Below are 18,276 nucleotides of genomic sequence, written 5' to 3' on the forward strand. Positions count from 1 at the left end.
GGGCCTACAGCCGCCCCTGCGCCCGTCGCTCCGCCAGACTCTGCTCAAAGTTCTGCATCCCCGCCTGCTGCCCCGTTTGAATAATGCCCGGCAGTTGCCAGGTTTTGCCTTCGCGGATCAGGTTTGCCGCCGCCGACGTATTCACCAGTAGCTCATACAGCGCCACGCGCCCGCCCTGGACATCCTGACGCAGCTTCTGCGCCAGAACCGCACGCAGGCTTCCCGCCAGTTGATTACGCACCGGATCTTTCTCCTGCGCCGGAAAGGTATCGACCAGGCGCTCGATCGCCTGCGCCGCACCGCGCGTGTGCAGCGTGGCCAACACCAGATGGCCGGTTTCCGCCGCCGTCAGCGCCAGGCGTATCGTCTCGCTGTCGCGCAGCTCACCAAGCAGAATCACATCCGGATCTTCACGCAGCGCGCTGCGCAGGGCCTCGGCAAAGGACGGGCTGTGCAGGCCTATCTCCCGCTGCTGGATCAGGCAACGTTCACTCTGGTACATAAACTCCACCGGATCTTCAAGGGTCAGAATATGCCCGTCCGTCTGGTGATTGAGGAAATCGACCATCGCGGCCAGGGTGGTCGATTTCCCACTGCCGGTGGCGCCGGTGACCAGAATCAGGCCATTGTCATTGGACAAAAGCTCCGGGATCGCGCGCGGCACGCCTAACGCAGAGAGCTGCGGGCACGTCAGCGGCAACAGGCGCAGCGCGATCGAAACGCCGTGCATATGCTTAAACGCACTGCCGCGCAGGCGCTGACGGTCTGCGAGGGTAACGGCAAAATCAACCTGCCCATTTGCCCACCAGGCGCCCTGCTGTTCATCGTTGAGCCACGCTTTTAATAACGCCTCCACATCCGGGGGCGGAAACGGCGCAGGTTCAAGACGGCCTGACCTGCGCCAGCGCGGAGGTGAATCACTGCACAGGTGTAGATCGGAGACGTTATGCTTTACACTAAGGGCCACAATTTCTTCCACATCCATAGACTACTCCTCGGAAAATGAACGACATTGCGCATAACCTGGCACAGGTCCGGGACAAAATCTCAGCCGCGGCAACACGTTGCGGCCGTGCTCCAGAAGAAATTACGTTGCTTGCAGTCAGCAAAACCAAGCCTGCGAGCGCCATCGCAGAAGCGATAGCCGCCGGTCATCGTGCCTTTGGTGAAAACTATGTGCAGGAAGGCGTAGATAAGATTCTCGCTTTCCGGGAACGGGGAAATGCAGACCTGCAATGGCACTTTATCGGTCCGCTACAGTCGAACAAAAGCCGTCTGGTAGCAGAGCACTTCGACTGGTGTCACACCATCGATCGTCTGCGTATCGCTACCCGTTTGAGCGACCAGCGCCCTATTGAGATGCCAGCGCTTAACGTGCTAATTCAAATCAACATCAGCGATGAAAACAGCAAGTCCGGCATTACGCTGAGCGAACTGGATGCGCTGGCGGCGGACGTGGCGGCGCTGCCGCGCTTAACCCTGCGCGGGCTGATGGCTATCCCGGCGCCAGAGTCAAGTTATGAAAGGCAGTTTGCCGTAGCACAGCAAATGGCTGTAGCATTTGAGGCGCTTAAAGCGCGCTATGACACGGTAGACACGCTTTCTCTGGGCATGTCGGATGATATGGAAGCCGCCATCGCGGCAGGCAGCACCATGGTGCGCATCGGCACAGCAATTTTCGGTGCGCGCGATTACCCCCAATAATAAGGAAACCTGAGGAACGCCATGAAGACGTTGACTTTCCTGCTTTCAACGGTCATTGAACTGTATACGATGGCGCTGCTGTTGCGCGTCTGGATGCAGTGGGCCCGTTGTGATTTTTACAATCCATTCTCACAATTTATCGTGAAAATCACGCAGCCCATTGTGGGGCCGCTTCGCCGCATCATTCCGGCAATGGGGCCGATTGACAGTTCATCTCTGCTGATGGCGTTTATTCTGAGCGTTATCAAAGCGATCGTGCTGTTTATGGTCATCACTTTCCAGCCGATTATCTGGATTTCAGCCGTTCTGATCCTGGTTAAAACCGTCGGCTCGCTGATCTTCTGGGTCCTGCTGGTGATGGCGATCATGAGCTGGGTAAGCCGGGGCCGTAGCCCGGTGGAGTACGCGTTGATTCAGCTGACAGAACCGTTGCTGCGTCCAATTCGTAGCCTGCTGCCTGCGATGGGCGGAATCGACTTCTCACCGATGCTTCTCGTTCTGCTGCTGTACGTGCTGAATATGGGTATCGCGGAACTGTTACAGGCGACGGGTAATATGCTGCTGCCGGGGCTGTGGATGGCGTTATGAGTGCAGTTAGCCCCTGCGCCGACGGGCTGGTTTTACGGCTGTACATTCAGCCGAAAGCCAGCCGCGACAGTATTGTTGGGCTGCATGGCGACGAGCTAAAAGTCGCCATCACGGCCCCGCCGGTTGACGGCCAGGCGAATGCGCATCTGACCAAATATCTGGCTAAACAGTTTCGCGTCGCTAAAAGCCAGGTCATCATTGAGAAAGGTGAACTTGGCCGGCATAAACAGGTAAAAATCCTTAACCCGCAATCTATCCCGACGGAAGTCGCGGCTCTGACAGAACAGGACTAAACCATGCAGAAAGTTGTTCTCGCCACCGGTAACGCCGGTAAAGTGCGCGAGCTGGCCTCGCTATTAAATGATTTTGGGCTGGACGTGGTGGCTCAGACCGAGCTGGGCGTGGACTCCGCCGAAGAGACCGGCCTGACGTTTATCGAAAACGCCATTCTGAAAGCGCGCCATGCGGCGCAGGTAACCGGACTGCCCGCGATTGCCGATGATTCCGGTCTGGCCGTGGATTTTCTGGGCGGTGCGCCGGGGATTTACTCCGCCCGCTATTCCGGGCCGGACGCCACCGACCAGCAGAACCTGGAAAAGCTGCTTGTGGCCCTGAAAGACGTTCCTGACGAACAGCGTACCGCGCAGTTCCACTGCGTGTTGGTCTACATGCGTCACGCGGAAGATCCCACGCCGATTGTCTGTCACGGCAGCTGGCCGGGCGTGATCACCCGTGAAGCGGCGGGCAACGGCGGCTTTGGTTACGACCCGATTTTCTTTGTCCCGACCGAGGGCAAAACCGCTGCGGAACTCACCCGCGAAGAGAAAAGCGCGATCTCCCACCGTGGACGCGCCCTGAAACTGTTACTGGAAGCACTGCGTAATGGCTAATTTGCCGCCTCTGAGTCTTTATATTCACATCCCATGGTGCGTGCAGAAATGTCCGTACTGTGATTTCAACTCGCACGCGCTGAAGGGTGAAGTGCCGCACGATGATTACGTCGCGCATCTGCTGGCCGATCTGGATGCCGATGTACCGTACGCACAGGGACGTGAAGTGAAGACCATTTTTATTGGTGGCGGTACGCCGAGCCTGCTTTCAGGCCCGGCGATGCAGACGCTGCTGGACGGTGTGCGCGCACGCCTGAACCTGGCAGCGGATGCTGAAATTACGATGGAAGCCAACCCCGGCACCGTTGAGGCCGACCGTTTTGTCGAGTACCAGCGTGCGGGCGTGAACCGTATCTCTATCGGCGTGCAGAGCTTTAGCGAGCCAAAGCTGAAGCGTCTGGGGCGCATTCACGGCCCGGAAGAGGCAAAGCGCGCGGCAAACCTGGCAACGGGGCTTGGGCTGCGCAGCTTTAACCTCGACCTGATGCACGGCCTGCCGGATCAGTCGCTCGAAGAAGCGCTTGACGATTTGCGTCAGGCGATTGAACTGAACCCGCCGCATCTGTCGTGGTATCAGTTGACCATTGAACCGAACACCCTGTTTGGTTCGCGCCCGCCGGTGCTGCCGGACGACGACGCGCTGTGGGATATCTTCGAGCAGGGCCACCAGCTTTTGACCGCGGCGGGATATCAGCAATACGAAACGTCGGCGTATGCGAAGCCGGGCTATCAGTGTCAGCACAATCTGAACTACTGGCGTTTTGGCGACTATCTCGGAATTGGCTGCGGTGCGCACGGCAAGGTGACCTTCCCGGACGGACGCATTCTGCGTACCGCCAAAACGCGTCATCCACGCGGGTATATGGAAGGCCGCTACCTGGAGCGTCAGCACGACGTCGAGGCGGTGGATAAGCCGTTTGAGTTCTTTATGAACCGCTTCCGTCTGCTGGAAGCCGCTCCGCGCGCGGAGTTTGCGCTCTACACCGGGTTGTCGGAGTCAGTGATTCGCCCGCAGATTGACGAGGCGCTGGCGCAGGGGTATCTGACCGAGTGTGATGTGTCCTGGCAGATCACCGAGCACGGCAAGCTGTTCCTGAACTCCCTTCTTGAGTTGTTCCTCGCTGAAAATCCTGAAGGCTGATTCAGAATTTTACATCCCGTTCTGCTGGCTGAGGGAAAGGCTGGCAGAGTGTGGGGACGGAAAAATGAATTCAGGGCTAATGAAGAGCAGGTGCTGATGGCTATTTTGCAACGATTGCAATGCCTGATGCCCTCACCCTAACCCTCTCCCACAGGGAGAGGGAACGATTACACCCTCCCATGGGGAGAGGGTCAGGGTGAGGGGCCCAGCGCGCAGAGATCTTACTTCAGCGTCCCCACCAGCGCCTTCCGGCTGTCTTCCAGCGACACCACGCGTTTACACACGTCTTTGCCGAACTGCTGGAAATCGGCTTCCTGATTCTTCCACTCGTTCTGAATCGAGGTTTGCAGTCCGCCCAGACTACCCAGTACACCCTGCAAAGGATTACCGCCACCCTTCAGCACCGCTTTGGCGCCCATCTCGTTGATGCTGTCCTGGAGAATGCCGCCCATCGCCTGGTTCACCAGCTGCTGACCGTCGGCACGCACCTGATCGATCGCCTTATAGTGGAACGTCAGGCCATCAGAGCGCGTCTCGATAATACGGTTCATCTGCTCTTTCAGCTGCTTATCCAGCTTCGTCAGGCGGGTGCGCATATTGCTGCTCTCCCCCACCTCTTTGGTGATGATTTTATCCAGCGCCACGCGGCTCTTTTCAACGCGGGTCAGCGCGCCATCGTTGATCCAGGGCAGCGCGGTACGCAACTCGGCCTGGTAGTCCATCGCCTGCTCGCGCTGGGCGGCCGTCAGGTTTTGCGGTTTGCCGTTAAAGGTCACGTTGCCATCCGGCGTAATCACCAGATTGCCATTCTCGCCCTTAACCTGCACGGTTTGCGGACTCAGCACCACGTCATCACGCGGGGTGACGCTACATTTATACTCCGCATGGGCGGTGGATCCGATTGCCAGTAAAGCAACAGCCAGCAACGTTTTGCGCATCTTAAACACTCCCTCAGACAAAATGGGCCAGCTAATGCTGGCCCCGTTCTTGCTTTATTAGTCCCACCAAACGTCGAAAAGTTCGCTAACGCGGACATCTTCCAGTTTGTGGTCTTCAAGCCATTTGCGTACCAGCGCCTGATGCTCTTCGGTGCATTTCCCCACTTCCTGGGTGCAAATCAGACCTTCCCACGCCAGATAGCCGCTACCGTCGAAGGCCAGCTTGTTTGGCTCGATCACCTCGTTGATGAACGCATCAACGTCCTGATCGATCTGCTCAACGCTGGTGCCTTCCGGGAAACGCCAGGCAACGGAGAAACCCACTTCCTGGAATTCTTCGATGTGCATCTTTTTACGCAGACGACGGCTACGATTCTTTGCCATTATTTCACCCTCTCGAACATTAAGTCCCATACGCCGTGACCAAGACGATGGCCACGCTGTTCAAATTTTGTCACCGGACGTGAATCCGGACGCGGTACGTAGTCGTTGCTTTCAGACTGATTTTTATACCCGTCCAGGGACGACATCACTTCCAGCATATGTTCCGCATAAGGTTCCCAGTCGGTTGCCATGTGGAAAACGCCGCCCAGCTTGAGCTTACTTTTCACCAGCTCGGCAAACGGTGCCTGAACGATACGGCGTTTATTATGACGCGCTTTGTGCCATGGGTCAGGGAAAAAGAGCTGAACCATGTTCAAAGAATTGTCAGGAATCATTTTGTGCAGCACTTCCACCGCGTCGTGACACATGACGCGCAGGTTCTCAACGCCCTCTTCATGGGCCGTTGCCAGGCATGCGCCGACGCCCGGCGAATGTACTTCAATACCGAGGAAGTTCTGCTCCGGGCGCGCTTTCGCCATAGTGACCAGCGAGGTGCCCATACCAAAGCCGATCTCCAGGGTCACTGGCGCGTCGCGGCCAAACAGGTCGGTGAAGTCGAGCGGTTGCTCGCTGAACTCAACGCCCATCACCGGCCAGTAGTTGTCCAGCGCGTGTTGCTGCCCTTTTGTCAGGCGCCCCTGACGGCGGACAAAGCTGCGAATACGGCGCAGCGGGCGACCGTTTTCATCAAATTCCGGTGAAATGACGTCGTTTTTCATAAAAGAGTTGTCTGCTTGTGAGAATGTTCGGGAAACGGGCATTATCCAAAGTTAAGGCTTCTATGCAAGCATGGGAAAGATCCGGTTTACAGCAGATTGACGCTGTGCTGCAATCTGCGTCCCTGATTAAGCGAATCGATGACCATGCAAGCCTCTCAATTTTCAGCCCAGGTGCTGGACTGGTACGACAAATACGGGCGTAAAACCCTGCCCTGGCAAATTGAAAAAACGCCGTACAAAGTATGGCTCTCCGAGGTGATGTTGCAACAAACGCAGGTCGCGACGGTCATTCCTTACTTCGAGCGTTTTATGGCGCGCTTCCCGACAGTCACCGATCTGGCGAACGCCCCGTTGGACGAGGTGCTGCACCTGTGGACCGGGCTTGGCTATTACGCCCGCGCGCGCAACCTGCACAAGGCCGCACAGCAGGTCGCGACGCGCCACAATGGTAAATTCCCGGAAACCTTCGACGAGGTGGCGGATTTGCCCGGCGTCGGGCGTTCGACCGCAGGCGCCATTCTCTCCCTCTCTTTAGGCAAACATTTCCCTATTCTCGACGGCAACGTCAAGCGCGTGCTCGCACGCTGCTACGCCGTAGATGGCTGGCCGGGTAAGAAAGAGGTTGAGAAACGCCTGTGGGAGATAAGTGAAGCGGTCACTCCGGCGAAAGGGGTGGAGCGTTTTAACCAGGCGATGATGGATCTGGGCGCGATGGTCTGTACCCGTTCAAAACCGAAGTGCGAACTCTGCCCGGTAAACAACCTCTGCGTGGCCTATGCGAACCACACCTGGGCGCAGTATCCGGGGAAAAAACCGAAGCAGACGCTGCCTGAACGCACCGGGTACATGCTGCTGATGCAGCATGGCGACGAGGTGTTTCTCGCTCAGCGCCCGCCGAGTGGCCTGTGGGGTGGTCTATACTGCTTCCCACAGTTTGAGGATGAAGCCTCGCTTCGGGCATGGCTTGAACAGCGCGGCATTGCGGCCGAAACCCTGACGCAACTCAACGCGTTCCGTCATACCTTCAGCCATTTCCATCTGGACATTGTGCCGATGTGGCTTCCCGTGTCCTCATTCACGTCGTGCATGGATGAAGGCACCGCTCTCTGGTATAACTTAGCGCAACCGCCATCAGTCGGGCTGGCGGCTCCCGTGGAGCGCCTGTTACAGCAATTACGTGTCGGTGCAATGGTTTAGCATCGGCAAGACAAAGAGGAATGAGTATGGCCAGAACCATTTTTTGTACTTTCCTACAGCGCGACGCTGAAGGCCAGGATTTCCAGCTCTACCCGGGCGACCTGGGTAAGCGCATTTACAACGAGATCTCCAAAGAAGCCTGGGGACAGTGGCAGAAAAAACAGACCATGCTGATCAACGAGAAAAAGCTCAGCATGATGAACCCGGAACACCGCAAACTGCTGGAACAGGAGATGGTGAACTTCCTGTTCGAGGGTAAAGACGTCCACATCGAAGGCTATACGCCACCGGAAAAATAATAACGCGCAGCTGCTGCCCGGCGGCGCTGCGCTTGCACGGGCCTACGGTTATGTAGGCCGGGTAAGCGCAGCGCCGCCCGGCAACAGCAACCCCAAAGCAAACACAACACGCACTCCCGGAATGATGAAAAAACTTTTAGCGCTAGCCCTTGTTGCGCCGTTGCTTGTGTCTTGTTCTTCCAAAAAAGGCGATGAATACAACGAAGCCTGGGTCAAGGACACCAACGGTTTTGACATTTTGATGGGGCAGTTTGCCCACAACATCGAGAACATATGGGGATTTAACGAAGTTCTTATTGCCGGACCGAAGGACTACGTTAAGTACACCGACGCCTATCAGACCCGTAGCCACATCAACTTTGATGACGGTACGATTACGGTTGAAACCATCGCGGGGACTGAACCTGCGGCGCATTTACGTCAGGCCATCATTAAAACCCTGCTGATGGGCGACGATCCGGGGTCTATCGACCTCTACTCTGATGCCGATGACATCACCATCTCCAAAGAGCCGTTCCTGTATGGCCAGGTCGTTGACCAGACCGGTCAGCCGATCCGCTGGGAAGGCCGCGCCACGAAATTTGCCGACTATCTGCTGCAAACGCGCCTGAAAAGCCGTACCAACGGCCTGAAAGTGATCTACAGCGTCACCATCAACCTGGTGCCGAACCACCTCGACAAGCGTGCGCATAAGTATCTGGGCATGGTGCGTCAGGCGTCGCGTAAGTATGGCGTGGATGAGTCGCTGATCCTGGCGATTATGCAGACCGAGTCCTCGTTCAACCCCTACGCGGTAAGCCGTTCCGACGCGCTGGGGCTGATGCAGGTTGTGCAGCACAGCGCCGGTAAAGACGTGTTCCGCGCGCAGGGGAAATCCGGCACGCCGAGCCGCAGCTACCTGTTTGACCCGCAGAGCAACATTGATACCGGCACGGCCTATCTGGCGATGCTGAACAATGTCTATCTCGGCGGGATTGATAACCCAACCTCACGTCGCTATGCGGTGATCACCGCCTACAACGGCGGGGCGGGCAGCGTGCTGCGCGTCTTCTCGAATGACAAAGTGCAGGCCGCGAACATCATCAACAGCATGGCGCCGGGGGATGTGTACGCTACCCTCACCACCCGCCACCCGTCTGCGGAATCCCGCCGCTATCTGTATAAGGTGAATACGGCGCAGAAGAACTATCGTCGCCGCTAAAAACCAACACCACCCCTCACCCTGCCCTCTCCCCAAAGGGGAGAGGGTGTTCAAGTTCCCTCTCCCCTTTGGGGAGAGGGTTAGGGTGAGGGGGCATCAGGCCGCACTCATCCACCCCACCCATACGAAAATGCTATTTGCATCACAATCCAGACTGCAAATTAATGTGGATTGCATTTTTTTGCGGGAGGTAACAAAACATAACGTTGCCAACTGATAGAATTGCATCAAATAACAACCCTGAATGTTCCTATAACAACATATCTCCCGCTCACTTGTGAGGAAAGTAACATGAACCTTAAGCTGCAGCTTAAAATCTTGTCGTTTCTGCAGTTCTGCCTGTGGGGTAGCTGGCTGACTACACTCGGCTCCTATATGTTTGTGACGCTCAAGTTCGATGGTGCGTCGATCGGTGCCGTTTACAGCTCGCTGGGCATTGCGGCTGTTTTCATGCCAACGCTGCTCGGTATCGTGGCGGATAAATGGTTAAGTGCGAAATGGCTATACATGCTTTGCCATCTGGTGGGTGCGGGGACGCTGTTTATGGCGGCCGAAGTGACCACGCCGGGGGCGATGTTTATGGTGATCCTGCTTAACTCGCTGGCGTATATGCCAACGCTTGGCCTGATCAACACCATCTCCTACTACCGCCTGAAATCTGCCGGACTGGATATCGTCACCGACTTCCCGCCTATCCGTATCTGGGGCACCATCGGCTTTATCATGGCGATGTGGGGCGTGAGCTTCGCGGGCTTCGAGCTGAGCCATATGCAGCTGTATATTGGTGCCGCGCTCTCCGTGCTGCTGGCGCTGTTCACCCTGACGCTGCCCACCATTCCGGTGTCTAACCAGCAGAAAAACCAGAGCTGGAGCACCATGCTTGGCCTGGACGCTTTCGCACTGTTTAAAAACAAGCGCATGGCGATCTTCTTTATCTTCTCCATGCTGCTGGGCGCGGAACTGCAAATCACCAACATGTTCGGTAATACCTTCCTGCACAGCTTCGATAACGATCCGCTGTTTGCCGGGAGCTTTATCGTCGAACACGCGTCGGTGATGATGTCCATCTCGCAGATCTCCGAGACGCTGTTCATCCTGACCATCCCGTTCTTCCTGAGCCGCTACGGCATCAAGAACGTCATGCTGATCAGTATCGCCGCCTGGATGTTGCGCTTCGGTCTGTTCGCCTATGGCGACCCAAGCGCGTTCGGCACCGTGCTGCTGGTTCTGTCGATGATTGTTTACGGCTGTGCCTTCGACTTCTTCAACATCTCCGGCTCGGTGTTTGTGGAAAAAGAGGTGAAGCCTGAAATCCGCGCCAGTGCGCAGGGCATGTTCCTGATGATGACCAACGGCTTCGGTTGTATTCTGGGCGGCGTGGTAAGCGGTAAAGTGGTTGAGATGTACACCACCAACGGCATTACAGACTGGCAGCCGGTGTGGCTGATCTTCGCCGGGTACTCGCTGGTGCTGTTCTTCGCGTTCATCGCGCTGTTCAAGTACAAGCATGTTCGCGTGCCGAATGGTGCGCAGCCGATCGCGCATTGATTGTTGTGCCCGGTGGCGCTGCGCTTACCGGGCTTACAAAACCAGACCGTAGGCCGGGTAAGGCGAAGCCGCCACCCGGCTATTTTATAGCAGACAGCACCCACCCCACCGACAGCAAATCCGCGCTGCCGCCCGGACTCAGGTTTCGTTCAATCAGTGCCTTATCCATCTTAAGCAGCGCCTCGCGATCCCAGCCACTTGCCAGTAATTCACGCGCGTAGCCCTGAACATAGCGCAGCCCCTGAATGCCGCCGCGTGACACGAGATTACTGTCCTGATTGACCGCCATCAGGCGCAACAGCAGGTCGTGAAGCAACTGTCCGTTCCACTGCCCCAGCGCCTTACGCACCGTCGCAAAGCCGCTCTCCGCCTCGCCTCGAGCCCCGGTTAAGCCGTAATGCTGAAACTGCCGCTCCCCCGCCGTTGCTTGCCCGCTGCGCCCGGCCAGCTCCCGCGCCACCAGCCCGCGACAGATGTTACTTACCTCACAACAGAGGCTATCCGCAGAGATATTTTTCACACGACCGGCGGCGAAGCAGAGCAAACCAAGAGCAAAAATACCGCCCTTGTGGGTATTTACCCCGCCCGTGGCGGCGTACATTGCCTGCTCGCAGGCCATTCCCATTGGGCGGAGAATCCGCAACTGCCGATCGGCAGGTTTGGCCGCATGTGCTTCACCCAGTTCCGCAAACCGGGCAAACCACGGCGTAATCGCCATAATGCTGCGGACAAACAAGGCATGGTCCATATCCCGATGCGAGCCGTTATTGAGCCTGTCCACCAGCCCCGGCTTGGGCGTCAGCTCCAGCTCCTGCCACAGCGCCGCTTCGGCAAGCGCAGGCACGTCAACCGGGCGCGGTTTAGTCGCGAGCAAACCAGTCATCGATCATCTTCTCCACGCGGGAAACCACCTGCTCAACGGGATGGTGGCGCGAACGGGAACACGCGTGGGCGGGCTCGTCGCAAATCAGACAGCGTCTGAGGTGTGAACCCAGCGACTGACGGCCCACGAGGCCGTTTTCAGGGCAGATCACGTCCAGATCCCACAGTCTGCCGAGCGGGTGCGTCTGCTCCAGTTCTGCACAGTGCGCTTTGATTTCCGCCGCCGGATGCGCGACGCACCACAATGCTTCAGGTCCGGTGGGTAGCCAGAGCACCAGGCGGTCCAGCACCTGCCAGCGGTTTTCCCACAGCAGCTGGTCGCACATCTGTAACGCCACCCCCATGGTGTTGCGGTAGCGCAGGCTGTCTTTGATTTCCCCGGGCGTGACCAGCGTGAGGGAGATCACCGGTTGTTGATAGTGCGTAAGCCAGTCAGCCTGACGGGCTGCGCGGCGCTCTTTCGCCGCCAGCAGTTCCTCCAGGCTGACACCCGCCCGCACGGGTGTCGCTAAAGTCATACTTCCTCCTTCACCTGTCGCACAGTGTCGATCACGCTGCCGTCGCGGTAGCGGATCACCCCGACGATTTTGTCGGTGAACTCAATCGGTTTCGGTACGCCTGTCAACGAAATCGCTCGCTCATACAGCGCGTTGATATCTACAACCTTCATCCCTGCTTCCATGAGTCGTTCGCGGATCTCCGGGCGCGCCGGGTTGACCGCAATACCGTGGTCGGTGACCAGCACGTCAATGCTCTCCCCCGGCGTGAGGCGAGTGGTAACGCGCTTCACGACGGTCGGGATGCGGCTTCGCAGCAGCGGCGCGACCACAATGGTCAGGTTGGCTGCCGCCGCCACGTCGCAGTGTCCGCCGGATGCGCCACGCATCACGCCATCGGAGCCGGTGATGACATTGACGTTAAAGTCGACGTCGATTTCCAGAGCGCTGAGGATCACCACGTCGAGCTGGTCGCAGCTTGCCGCCTTGCTGCCGGGGTTGGCGTAGACGTTGGTGGAGATCTCCACGTGGTTCGGGTTGCGCGCCAGCGAGGCCGCTGCCTGGCCGTCAAAGCACTGAGTGTCGAGCAGCTTTTCGATGAGCCCCTTCTCGTGCAGATCCACCAGGCTGCCGGTGATGCCGCCGAGCGCAAAGCGCGCCTTCACGCCGCTGCGCTCCATCTTCTCTTCCATAAAGCGAGTGCAGGCCGTGGCCGCCGCGCCGGAGCCGGTCTGCATCGAGAAGCCCGGTTTGAAGTAGCCGGAGTGTTCAATCACGTCCGCCGCATAGCGGGCGATCATCAGCTCGCGCGGGTTGCTGGTGACGCGCGCTGCGCCGACGCTGATTTTCGCCGGGTCGCCCACGCTCTCCACCTGCACGATGTAGTCCACCTGATCCTGCACCAGGCTGGCGGGCATATTGGGGAACGGCACCAGCGCTTCGGTCAGCAGCACCACCTTACGGGCAAACTGCGCGTCCACCATCGCGTAGCCCAGCGAGCCGCAGCATGATTTACCGTGCGTGCCGTTGGCGTTGCCAAACTCATCGCTGCACGGCACGCCGAGAAACGCCACGTCGATGTTCAGTTCGCCGTCCTGGAGTAGCTTCACGCGCCCGCCGTGGGAGTGAATTTGTACCGGCTCGTCCATCAGCCCGTGAGAGATGGCATCCGCCAGCCTGCCGCGCATGCCGGAGGTGTAAATCCGGGTGATGACGCCGCTTTCGATATGCTCGATCAGCGCGTCGTTGCAGGTCATCAGCGAGCTGGAAGCCAGGGTCAGATTTTTGAAGCCCATCCGCGCCAGCAGCGCCACGACGGTGTTGATCACCCGGTCGCCTTCGCGAAAGGCGTGGTGGAAGGAGATGGTCATCCCGTCCTGCAAGCCGCAGCGCTTAACCGCCTCTTCAATAGAGGCGCAGAGCTTGCGGCTGTGCTTCGCCTCGCTGTCCGCCAGCCACGGCGTCGCGCTGTGGGCGGTATCAAAGGGTTTCAGATCCCGCAGATGGGGGAAATTCATATGGAGAAGTTCTGTCTGATTCATTATGTCATCCTTACCGACGCACGCCGGAGGCCGCCGCGCGCTCCAGCACCACCTGCGCGTGGTTAATAATCGGTGCATCCACCATTTTGCCGTTGAGCGACACCACGCCCAGGCCGTTACGCTCGCCCTCTTCTGCCGCCTCAATCACCCGTTTCGCGTGTTCCACTTCTTCCCGTGTCGGGGCGTAGGCGTTGTGCAGCAGGTCTATCTGGCGCGGGTTAATCAGCGATTTGCCGTTAAAGCCCATCTTGCGGATCAGGTCGACCTCGCGCAGGAACCCGGCTTCATCGTTAACGTCTGACCACACCACGTCGAAGGCGTCGATGCCTGCCGCGCGGGCGGCGTGCAGCACGGCGCAGCGGGCGTAGAACAGCTCGGTGCCGTCGCCGCGCTCGGTCTGCATGTCCATCACGTAGTCAAAGGCGGCCAGCGCAATGCCGATGAGGCGCGGAGAGCTGCGGGCAATCGCCACGGCGTTGATGACGCCAATGGCCGATTCAATCGCCGCCATCACGCGGGTGGAACCCACCTCGCGGCCGCACGCCTGCTCGATACGCTCGAGGTGGCCTTCCAGCTCGTAAATATCGTCCGGGGTGTCGGTTTTCGGCAGGCGTATCACGTCCACGCCCGCGCGCACGGCGGCTTCCAGATCCAGCAGGCCAAACGGCGTGCTCAGCGGGTTAATGCGCACCACGGTTTCGATATCCTGATACATCGGGTGCTGCAACGCGTGGAACACCAGCATGCGTGCGGTGTCTTTCTCGCGCAGGGCCACGGCGTCCTCAAGGTCAAACATGATGGAGTCGGGACGGTAGATAAAGGCGGTAGAGAGCATGGCGGCATTGGCGCCTGGCAGGAACAGCATACTGCGGCGGAGTTTGCTCATTTCAGCGCCTCCCAGTTGATGGCCTGTTCATCGGCGGCACGCATCAGCGCGCTTTGCAGGCGGGCACGAATAACACAGTCCAGCGCCCCTTTGTCTTCAATAATGATTAATCCCTGGTGCACGTTCATGGCGCGCAATGTGTCGTTGACCACCTGGCGAATCTGCTCGCCAAACTGCTTAATCACTTCGCTGTGGATGACGATCTCCAGCTCACCGTGAGCGGGGGCGATTTTCACCATCAGGTCGCTGGACTCCTGCGTTCCGGCCAGCGCCTCCCTTACAATTTTCATGATAAATTCCTGGTAGTTAAGCGACTTCGGCACTCGCACGGTAATGCGTTTCGAGGTGCGCGAAGGTGGAGTCCGGGACAATCTCCCGGATCCGGGAAAACTGCTGTGTCTTCAGTAAGCGGCGCACTTCGGACGCCGATATGGCGTTACCGGTGGCCTTGATGCGCGGCATTTCAACCACCTCGATATGCGAGGCCAGCAGGTCGTGCAGCGTCTGGTTGTACTGGCGGGTGATATCGCAGAACGGCTCCGAGCCGATGAAGCGGTGCGTGATGCCCAGCGCCGGGGCGATGAAGTCCCGGAAGATCAGCACGTCGATCTCGCTCCACGCCTGCTGCACTTTGCCGGTCTCCTTCAGGAAGTAGGCCGGAAACGTGGCGCGGGAGATGATGTACTGCGAGCCTTCATGCACCACCACGTTCGGCAGATGCGCCACGCCCGCGCGCACCATCTCAAGGCGCGCGCTGAACGGGAAGAACGAGGCGTCTTCACGCACCACAAACAGATGCAGGGCATCGCACTGCGCCGCCGCCTGCTCCACCAGATGACGGTGGCCGAGGGTGAATGGGTTGGCGTTCATCACAATGGCACCAATTTTTTCCCCGCCCCTTCGCATCCGGCTTAAGGTACGGCAGTAGCGCGCGATCCCCTGCGGGGTGTTCTCCATTAGCACCGCGTTGTTCCCGCTCTGGGCAATCGGCCAGAAACCGCTGCGGCCAAAGCGCTCCTTATTGCACGGACGGGTGCAGAGGAAGAGGTGAAAATGGCCGCGCTCCAGCGCCGCATTTTCCACCTCTGCCAGCAGACGCGCGCTGAGGTTTTCCCCACGAAGCTGCTCGTTGACCGCCACGCATTTGATGACGTTGGCAGCCAGCCCGGCGCAACCCACCAGCTGCGCGCCGGACCAGGCTTCGACAAACAGCGTGATGTCGTTGTCCAGGCCAAGGCCGCTGTCTGCCAGCAGGTAGCGGATCTGGCTTAAGCGTTCCGGGTGTTTCGCCACCAGCGTGTGGCGAAAATCGATGGGTTGCGATTGCATGCTGCCGCCTTACTTAATGTGCTGCCGCAAGCCCGACGGCTGGCGCTTCCACGATCACGTTGCTGAGATGACCGATATGCTCGATCTCCACCTCAATGCGATCCCCCTCTTTCATAAACAGCGGCGGGTTACGCTTTTTACCCACCCCACCTGGGGATCCGGTGATGATCACATCGCCAGGACTTAAGCGGGTGAAGGTGCTGATGTACTCGATCAGCTCCGCCACCTTGTGGATCATGCTGCTGGTGTTGTCTTCCTGCACCATGCGGCCGTTCAGCCAGGTGCGGATTGCCAGTTGGTGCGGATCGGGGATCTCATCCGCCGTCGCCATCCACGGGCCGAACGCCCCGGTCTGCCGCCAGTTTTTCCCGGCGGTGAACCAGGTGTGCTGCCAGTCGCGGGCGGAGCCGTCCATGTAGCAGCTGTAGCCCGCCACATGGCGAAGGGCGTCGTCGCGGCTGATGTTCTCCCCGCCTTTGCCGATGATCACCGCCAGCTCGCCTTCGTAGTCGAATTCGCTGGAGTGGCGCGGCTTCAGCACCGGCTCGTTGTGGCCGGTCTGTGAGTCCGGGAAGCGGACAAACAGCGTCGGGGCCGGGTTGTGCTGGTCAAACTCCTTGCGCTTGTCGGCATAGTTCATGCCCACGCAGAGGATTTTTTCCGGCTGGACAATCACCGGTAAGAAGGTGATGGCGTTCAGCGGCACGTCCACCGCGTCGTTCAGGAATCGGGTGGCCTGCGCCAGCCCGTTCCCCTGCAACAGCGCTTTAAGGTCGCCATAGCGGTCGCCGAGGCGGCGGCCTAAATCAATCACGCCGTCGGCCTGAACGATGCCGTAGCTGCGTTTTCCCTGGTATAAAAAGCTTGCGAGTTTCATTGTTCTTTCCTGAAAACTTAAACGAGGAAGTTGCCCAGAATCAGCAGAGAGATGGAGACGTTAATCGCCCCGCCGATACGGGTAGCAATCTGGGCGAACGGCATCAGGCTCATGCGGTTGCCTGCGGTCAGGATCGCCACGTCACCAGTACCGCCCTGGCCGCTCTGGCAGCAGGAGACGATGGCGACATCAATCGGGTGCATACCAATCTTTTTGCCGACGAAGAACCCGGTTGCCACCAGCGCGGAGACGGTGCTGATAATCACCAGCAGGTTGGTCAGCGTGAAGGCGGCCACCAGTTCATGCCATGGGGTGATGGCTACGCCAACGGCAAAGAGAATCGGGTAGGTCACAGAGGTCTGGAAGAATTTGTAAACCACCTGAGAGCCCTCCAGCAGACGCGGAGAGGCACCGTTGCAGAGCTTCACCAGCACCGCCATAAACAGCATGCCCACCGGCGCTGGCAGACCGATCAGCTTGTGGCCGAGCATGCCCAGCATGTACAGCAGCACCGCCAGCAGCGCGCCGGAGGCGATCGTCGTCACGTCCGCTTTGCCGGAGAACGCAGGCTGAGAGACAGTGGCATCGGCATTGGCGCGATTCGGCATCAGCTGGCCTTCACCGGTCAGGTGCGGGTAGCGTTTCCCGAGCTGGTTGAGGCAACCGGAGATAATGATCGCCGTCAGGCCGCCGAGCATCACCATCGGCAGTACGCGGCCGAGCGCCACGCCCTGATCCATATGCAACAGGGTGGCATAGCCGATGGAAAGCGGGATTGCCCCTTCCCCGACGCCGCCCGCCATGATCGGCAGAATGATAAAGAAGAAGATCTGGAACGGCTCGAGGCCCAGCGCCAGCCCAACACCCATGCCGACAATCATGCCGACGATTTCACCGCACAGCATCGGGAAGAAGATGCGCAGGAAGCCCTGGATCAGCACGGTGCGGTTCATACTCATGATGCTGCCGACGATAATGCAGCAGATATAGAGATAAAGAATGTTGGTGGATTTATAGAACTTAGTGGTGGATTCCACTACTACATCCGGCAGCAGGCCGTAATAGACCAGCGCGGAAGGGATAAAGGTGGCGCAAATTGCCGCCGCGCCGAGCTTGCCGACAATCGGCAGGCGTTTACCGAATTCACCGCAGGCAAAGCCGAAGAAGGCCAGCGTGGCCACCATGACCACAATGTCGCTCGGTAGTTTTCCGCCCAGGCAATCAATCGCAATCAGCGCGCCCGCCAGAACGAACAGCGGCAGAGGTATAATGCCGATTTTCCAGGTATCCATAATATGCCACCAGCGCTCTTTGAGCGATGGCCGCTGAATATCAATCGGGTCGTGGGTAACAGAGAATGAATCGTCAGTTGTGCTCATAATAAGCCCCTTAGTTATTTTGTGTGTTCAGCTTAGAGTCACAAAGGCTTACTTTATGTGAGGGATGGCATATTAAAAGCGAAGTTTTAATGGACGCTATGGTTTTAATGGTTTCTTTTATTTAATGTGATTTATGCCTTATTTATTGCCGTGGTTTTTATGGTTTCTTTTCTTAACTGAACAAAGAAATAACATTTATTCATTTAACCTTAAGAGGATGAGACTTTCGGAAAAATCTTTTACAGGCTACGCTGTGCAAGGGATCACAAGTTTTCG

Annotated in this window: 21 protein-coding genes; 9 read left to right on the forward strand and 12 right to left on the reverse strand. The window is 58.1% G+C overall.

Annotated elements, in window-relative coordinates; translation table 11 throughout:
- Positions 1–4 precede the first annotated feature (4 nt).
- On the reverse strand, positions 5–985 hold the full coding sequence (locus tag SK47_RS18130) for a type IV pilus twitching motility protein PilT (protein WP_045332866.1): 981 nt from the start codon (positions 983–985) through the stop codon (positions 5–7).
- Positions 986–1,002: 17 nt separating this feature from the next.
- On the opposite strand from SK47_RS18130, the gene SK47_RS18135 reads away from it, so the two are divergent.
- From SK47_RS18135 to hemW, 5 genes are read left to right on the forward strand one after another with little or no spacing between them, the layout of a single operon-like run.
- Positions 1,003–1,704 carry a YggS family pyridoxal phosphate-dependent enzyme gene (locus SK47_RS18135; protein ID WP_032610102.1) on the forward strand — a complete coding sequence of 234 codons (702 nt, stop codon included), beginning with the start codon at positions 1,003–1,005 and terminating at the stop codon, positions 1,702–1,704.
- Between the two features lie 21 nt (positions 1,705–1,725).
- Positions 1,726–2,292: a YggT family protein gene (locus SK47_RS18140; RefSeq protein ID WP_003860024.1), complete on the forward strand. Its 567-nt coding sequence runs from the start codon at positions 1,726–1,728 to the stop codon at positions 2,290–2,292.
- On the forward strand, positions 2,289–2,585 hold the full coding sequence (yggU, locus tag SK47_RS18145; RefSeq protein WP_003860023.1) for a DUF167 family protein YggU: 297 nt from the start codon (positions 2,289–2,291) through the stop codon (positions 2,583–2,585). Before SK47_RS18140 ends, yggU begins: the two co-directional genes overlap by 4 nt.
- 3 nt (positions 2,586–2,588) lie before the next feature.
- Positions 2,589–3,182 carry an XTP/dITP diphosphatase gene (locus SK47_RS18150; protein ID WP_022651831.1) on the forward strand — a complete coding sequence of 198 codons (594 nt, stop codon included), beginning with the start codon at positions 2,589–2,591 and terminating at the stop codon, positions 3,180–3,182.
- Positions 3,175–4,323: a radical SAM family heme chaperone HemW gene (gene hemW / locus SK47_RS18155; protein ID WP_045895100.1), complete on the forward strand. Its 1,149-nt coding sequence runs from the start codon at positions 3,175–3,177 to the stop codon at positions 4,321–4,323. Before SK47_RS18150 ends, hemW begins: the two co-directional genes overlap by 8 nt.
- Before the next feature lie 221 nt (positions 4,324–4,544).
- On the opposite strand, the gene SK47_RS18160 is transcribed toward hemW, so the two are convergent.
- Genes SK47_RS18160 through trmB form a run of 3 tightly spaced genes read right to left on the reverse strand, consistent with a single transcriptional unit; the run spans position 4,545 to position 6,364 of the window.
- Complete coding sequence (locus SK47_RS18160) at positions 4,545–5,261, reverse strand: YggN family protein (RefSeq protein ID WP_003862419.1); 717 nt, start codon at positions 5,259–5,261, stop codon at positions 4,545–4,547.
- 57 nt (positions 5,262–5,318) lie between these two features.
- A complete protein-coding gene (locus tag SK47_RS18165) occupies positions 5,319–5,645 on the reverse strand; it encodes a YggL family protein (RefSeq protein ID WP_003862421.1) in 327 nt (108 codons plus the stop codon).
- Positions 5,645–6,364 carry a tRNA (guanosine(46)-N7)-methyltransferase TrmB gene (gene trmB, locus SK47_RS18170; RefSeq protein ID WP_015571843.1) on the reverse strand — a complete coding sequence of 240 codons (720 nt, stop codon included), beginning with the start codon at positions 6,362–6,364 and terminating at the stop codon, positions 5,645–5,647. Before trmB ends, SK47_RS18165 begins: the two co-directional genes overlap by 1 nt.
- Positions 6,365–6,508: 144 nt before the next feature.
- On the opposite strand from trmB, the gene mutY reads away from it, so the two are divergent.
- The 4 genes from mutY to SK47_RS18190 all read left to right on the forward strand — a co-directional run bounded on the left by mutY (position 6,509) and on the right by SK47_RS18190 (position 10,609).
- Positions 6,509–7,561, forward strand: coding sequence for an A/G-specific adenine glycosylase (gene mutY, locus SK47_RS18175; protein WP_023314826.1), 1,053 nt, complete (start codon positions 6,509–6,511; stop codon positions 7,559–7,561).
- Positions 7,562–7,587: 26 nt separating this feature from the next.
- Positions 7,588–7,860, forward strand: coding sequence for an oxidative damage protection protein (locus SK47_RS18180; protein ID WP_003862425.1), 273 nt, complete (start codon positions 7,588–7,590; stop codon positions 7,858–7,860).
- Positions 7,861–7,984: 124 nt separating this feature from the next.
- Positions 7,985–9,061, forward strand: a complete 1,077-nt coding sequence (mltC, locus tag SK47_RS18185) for a membrane-bound lytic murein transglycosylase MltC (protein WP_003862427.1) — start codon at positions 7,985–7,987, stop codon at positions 9,059–9,061.
- A gap of 291 nt (positions 9,062–9,352) precedes the next feature.
- Entirely contained in the window at positions 9,353–10,609 is a 1,257-nt protein-coding gene (locus tag SK47_RS18190) for a nucleoside permease (protein WP_003862429.1), read from the forward strand.
- 79 nt (positions 10,610–10,688) lie between these two features.
- On the opposite strand, the gene citG is transcribed toward SK47_RS18190, so the two are convergent.
- From citG to SK47_RS18230, 8 genes are read right to left on the reverse strand one after another with little or no spacing between them, the layout of a single operon-like run.
- Positions 10,689–11,492 carry a triphosphoribosyl-dephospho-CoA synthase CitG gene (gene citG / locus SK47_RS18195; protein ID WP_003862431.1) on the reverse strand — a complete coding sequence of 268 codons (804 nt, stop codon included), beginning with the start codon at positions 11,490–11,492 and terminating at the stop codon, positions 10,689–10,691.
- Entirely contained in the window at positions 11,470–12,009 is a 540-nt protein-coding gene (citX, locus tag SK47_RS18200) for a citrate lyase holo-[acyl-carrier protein] synthase (protein ID WP_003862433.1), read from the reverse strand. Before citX ends, citG begins: the two co-directional genes overlap by 23 nt.
- Entirely contained in the window at positions 12,006–13,529 is a 1,524-nt protein-coding gene (gene citF / locus SK47_RS18205) for a citrate lyase subunit alpha (RefSeq protein WP_003862435.1), read from the reverse strand. Before citF ends, citX begins: the two co-directional genes overlap by 4 nt.
- A gap of 10 nt (positions 13,530–13,539) precedes the next feature.
- Positions 13,540–14,415, reverse strand: a complete 876-nt coding sequence (citE, locus tag SK47_RS18210; protein ID WP_003862436.1) for a citrate (pro-3S)-lyase subunit beta — start codon at positions 14,413–14,415, stop codon at positions 13,540–13,542.
- Positions 14,412–14,705: a citrate lyase acyl carrier protein gene (gene citD / locus SK47_RS18215; RefSeq protein WP_003862439.1), complete on the reverse strand. Its 294-nt coding sequence runs from the start codon at positions 14,703–14,705 to the stop codon at positions 14,412–14,414. Before citD ends, citE begins: the two co-directional genes overlap by 4 nt.
- Positions 14,706–14,721: 16 nt before the next feature.
- Positions 14,722–15,744: a [citrate (pro-3S)-lyase] ligase gene (gene citC / locus SK47_RS18220; RefSeq protein ID WP_045337263.1), complete on the reverse strand. Its 1,023-nt coding sequence runs from the start codon at positions 15,742–15,744 to the stop codon at positions 14,722–14,724.
- 13 nt (positions 15,745–15,757) lie between these two features.
- On the reverse strand, positions 15,758–16,621 hold the full coding sequence (locus SK47_RS18225; RefSeq protein WP_023314832.1) for a fumarylacetoacetate hydrolase family protein: 864 nt from the start codon (positions 16,619–16,621) through the stop codon (positions 15,758–15,760).
- A gap of 17 nt (positions 16,622–16,638) precedes the next feature.
- On the reverse strand, positions 16,639–18,000 hold the full coding sequence (locus SK47_RS18230) for a 2-hydroxycarboxylate transporter family protein (RefSeq protein ID WP_022651841.1): 1,362 nt from the start codon (positions 17,998–18,000) through the stop codon (positions 16,639–16,641).
- Positions 18,001–18,276: the final 276 nt, after the last annotated feature.

Source organism: Enterobacter sp. BWH52, assembly GCF_001037565.1.
GTDB lineage: Bacteria > Pseudomonadota > Gammaproteobacteria > Enterobacterales > Enterobacteriaceae > Enterobacter > Enterobacter hormaechei_C.

What these genes read in the sequence shown, in the direction of transcription:
- SK47_RS18130 (WP_045332866.1), bottom strand. Translation starts at nt 985, where the DNA reads ATGGATGTGGAAGAAATTGTGGCCCTTAGTGTAAAGCATAACGTCTCC.
- yggU (WP_003860023.1), top strand. Translation starts at nt 2,289, where the DNA reads ATGAGTGCAGTTAGCCCCTGCGCCGACGGGCTGGTTTTACGGCTGTAC.
- citF (WP_003862435.1), bottom strand. Translation starts at nt 13,529, where the DNA reads ATGAATCAGACAGAACTTCTCCATATGAATTTCCCCCATCTGCGGGAT.
- citC (WP_045337263.1), bottom strand. Translation starts at nt 15,744, where the DNA reads ATGCAATCGCAACCCATCGATTTTCGCCACACGCTGGTGGCGAAACAC.
- trmB (WP_015571843.1), bottom strand. Translation starts at nt 6,364, where the DNA reads ATGAAAAACGACGTCATTTCACCGGAATTTGATGAAAACGGTCGCCCG.
- hemW (WP_045895100.1), top strand. Translation starts at nt 3,175, where the DNA reads ATGGCTAATTTGCCGCCTCTGAGTCTTTATATTCACATCCCATGGTGC.
- SK47_RS18225 (WP_023314832.1), bottom strand. Translation starts at nt 16,621, where the DNA reads ATGAAACTCGCAAGCTTTTTATACCAGGGAAAACGCAGCTACGGCATC.
- SK47_RS18135 (WP_032610102.1), top strand. Translation starts at nt 1,003, where the DNA reads ATGAACGACATTGCGCATAACCTGGCACAGGTCCGGGACAAAATCTCA.
- citG (WP_003862431.1), bottom strand. Translation starts at nt 11,492, where the DNA reads ATGACTGGTTTGCTCGCGACTAAACCGCGCCCGGTTGACGTGCCTGCG.
- SK47_RS18160 (WP_003862419.1), bottom strand. Translation starts at nt 5,261, where the DNA reads ATGCGCAAAACGTTGCTGGCTGTTGCTTTACTGGCAATCGGATCCACC.
- SK47_RS18165 (WP_003862421.1), bottom strand. Translation starts at nt 5,645, where the DNA reads ATGGCAAAGAATCGTAGCCGTCGTCTGCGTAAAAAGATGCACATCGAA.
- citE (WP_003862436.1), bottom strand. Translation starts at nt 14,415, where the DNA reads ATGAGCAAACTCCGCCGCAGTATGCTGTTCCTGCCAGGCGCCAATGCC.
- mltC (WP_003862427.1), top strand. Translation starts at nt 7,985, where the DNA reads ATGAAAAAACTTTTAGCGCTAGCCCTTGTTGCGCCGTTGCTTGTGTCT.
- SK47_RS18180 (WP_003862425.1), top strand. Translation starts at nt 7,588, where the DNA reads ATGGCCAGAACCATTTTTTGTACTTTCCTACAGCGCGACGCTGAAGGC.
- citD (WP_003862439.1), bottom strand. Translation starts at nt 14,705, where the DNA reads ATGAAAATTGTAAGGGAGGCGCTGGCCGGAACGCAGGAGTCCAGCGAC.
- citX (WP_003862433.1), bottom strand. Translation starts at nt 12,009, where the DNA reads ATGACTTTAGCGACACCCGTGCGGGCGGGTGTCAGCCTGGAGGAACTG.
- SK47_RS18230 (WP_022651841.1), bottom strand. Translation starts at nt 18,000, where the DNA reads ATGAGCACAACTGACGATTCATTCTCTGTTACCCACGACCCGATTGAT.
- SK47_RS18140 (WP_003860024.1), top strand. Translation starts at nt 1,726, where the DNA reads ATGAAGACGTTGACTTTCCTGCTTTCAACGGTCATTGAACTGTATACG.
- SK47_RS18190 (WP_003862429.1), top strand. Translation starts at nt 9,353, where the DNA reads ATGAACCTTAAGCTGCAGCTTAAAATCTTGTCGTTTCTGCAGTTCTGC.
- mutY (WP_023314826.1), top strand. Translation starts at nt 6,509, where the DNA reads ATGCAAGCCTCTCAATTTTCAGCCCAGGTGCTGGACTGGTACGACAAA.
- SK47_RS18150 (WP_022651831.1), top strand. Translation starts at nt 2,589, where the DNA reads ATGCAGAAAGTTGTTCTCGCCACCGGTAACGCCGGTAAAGTGCGCGAG.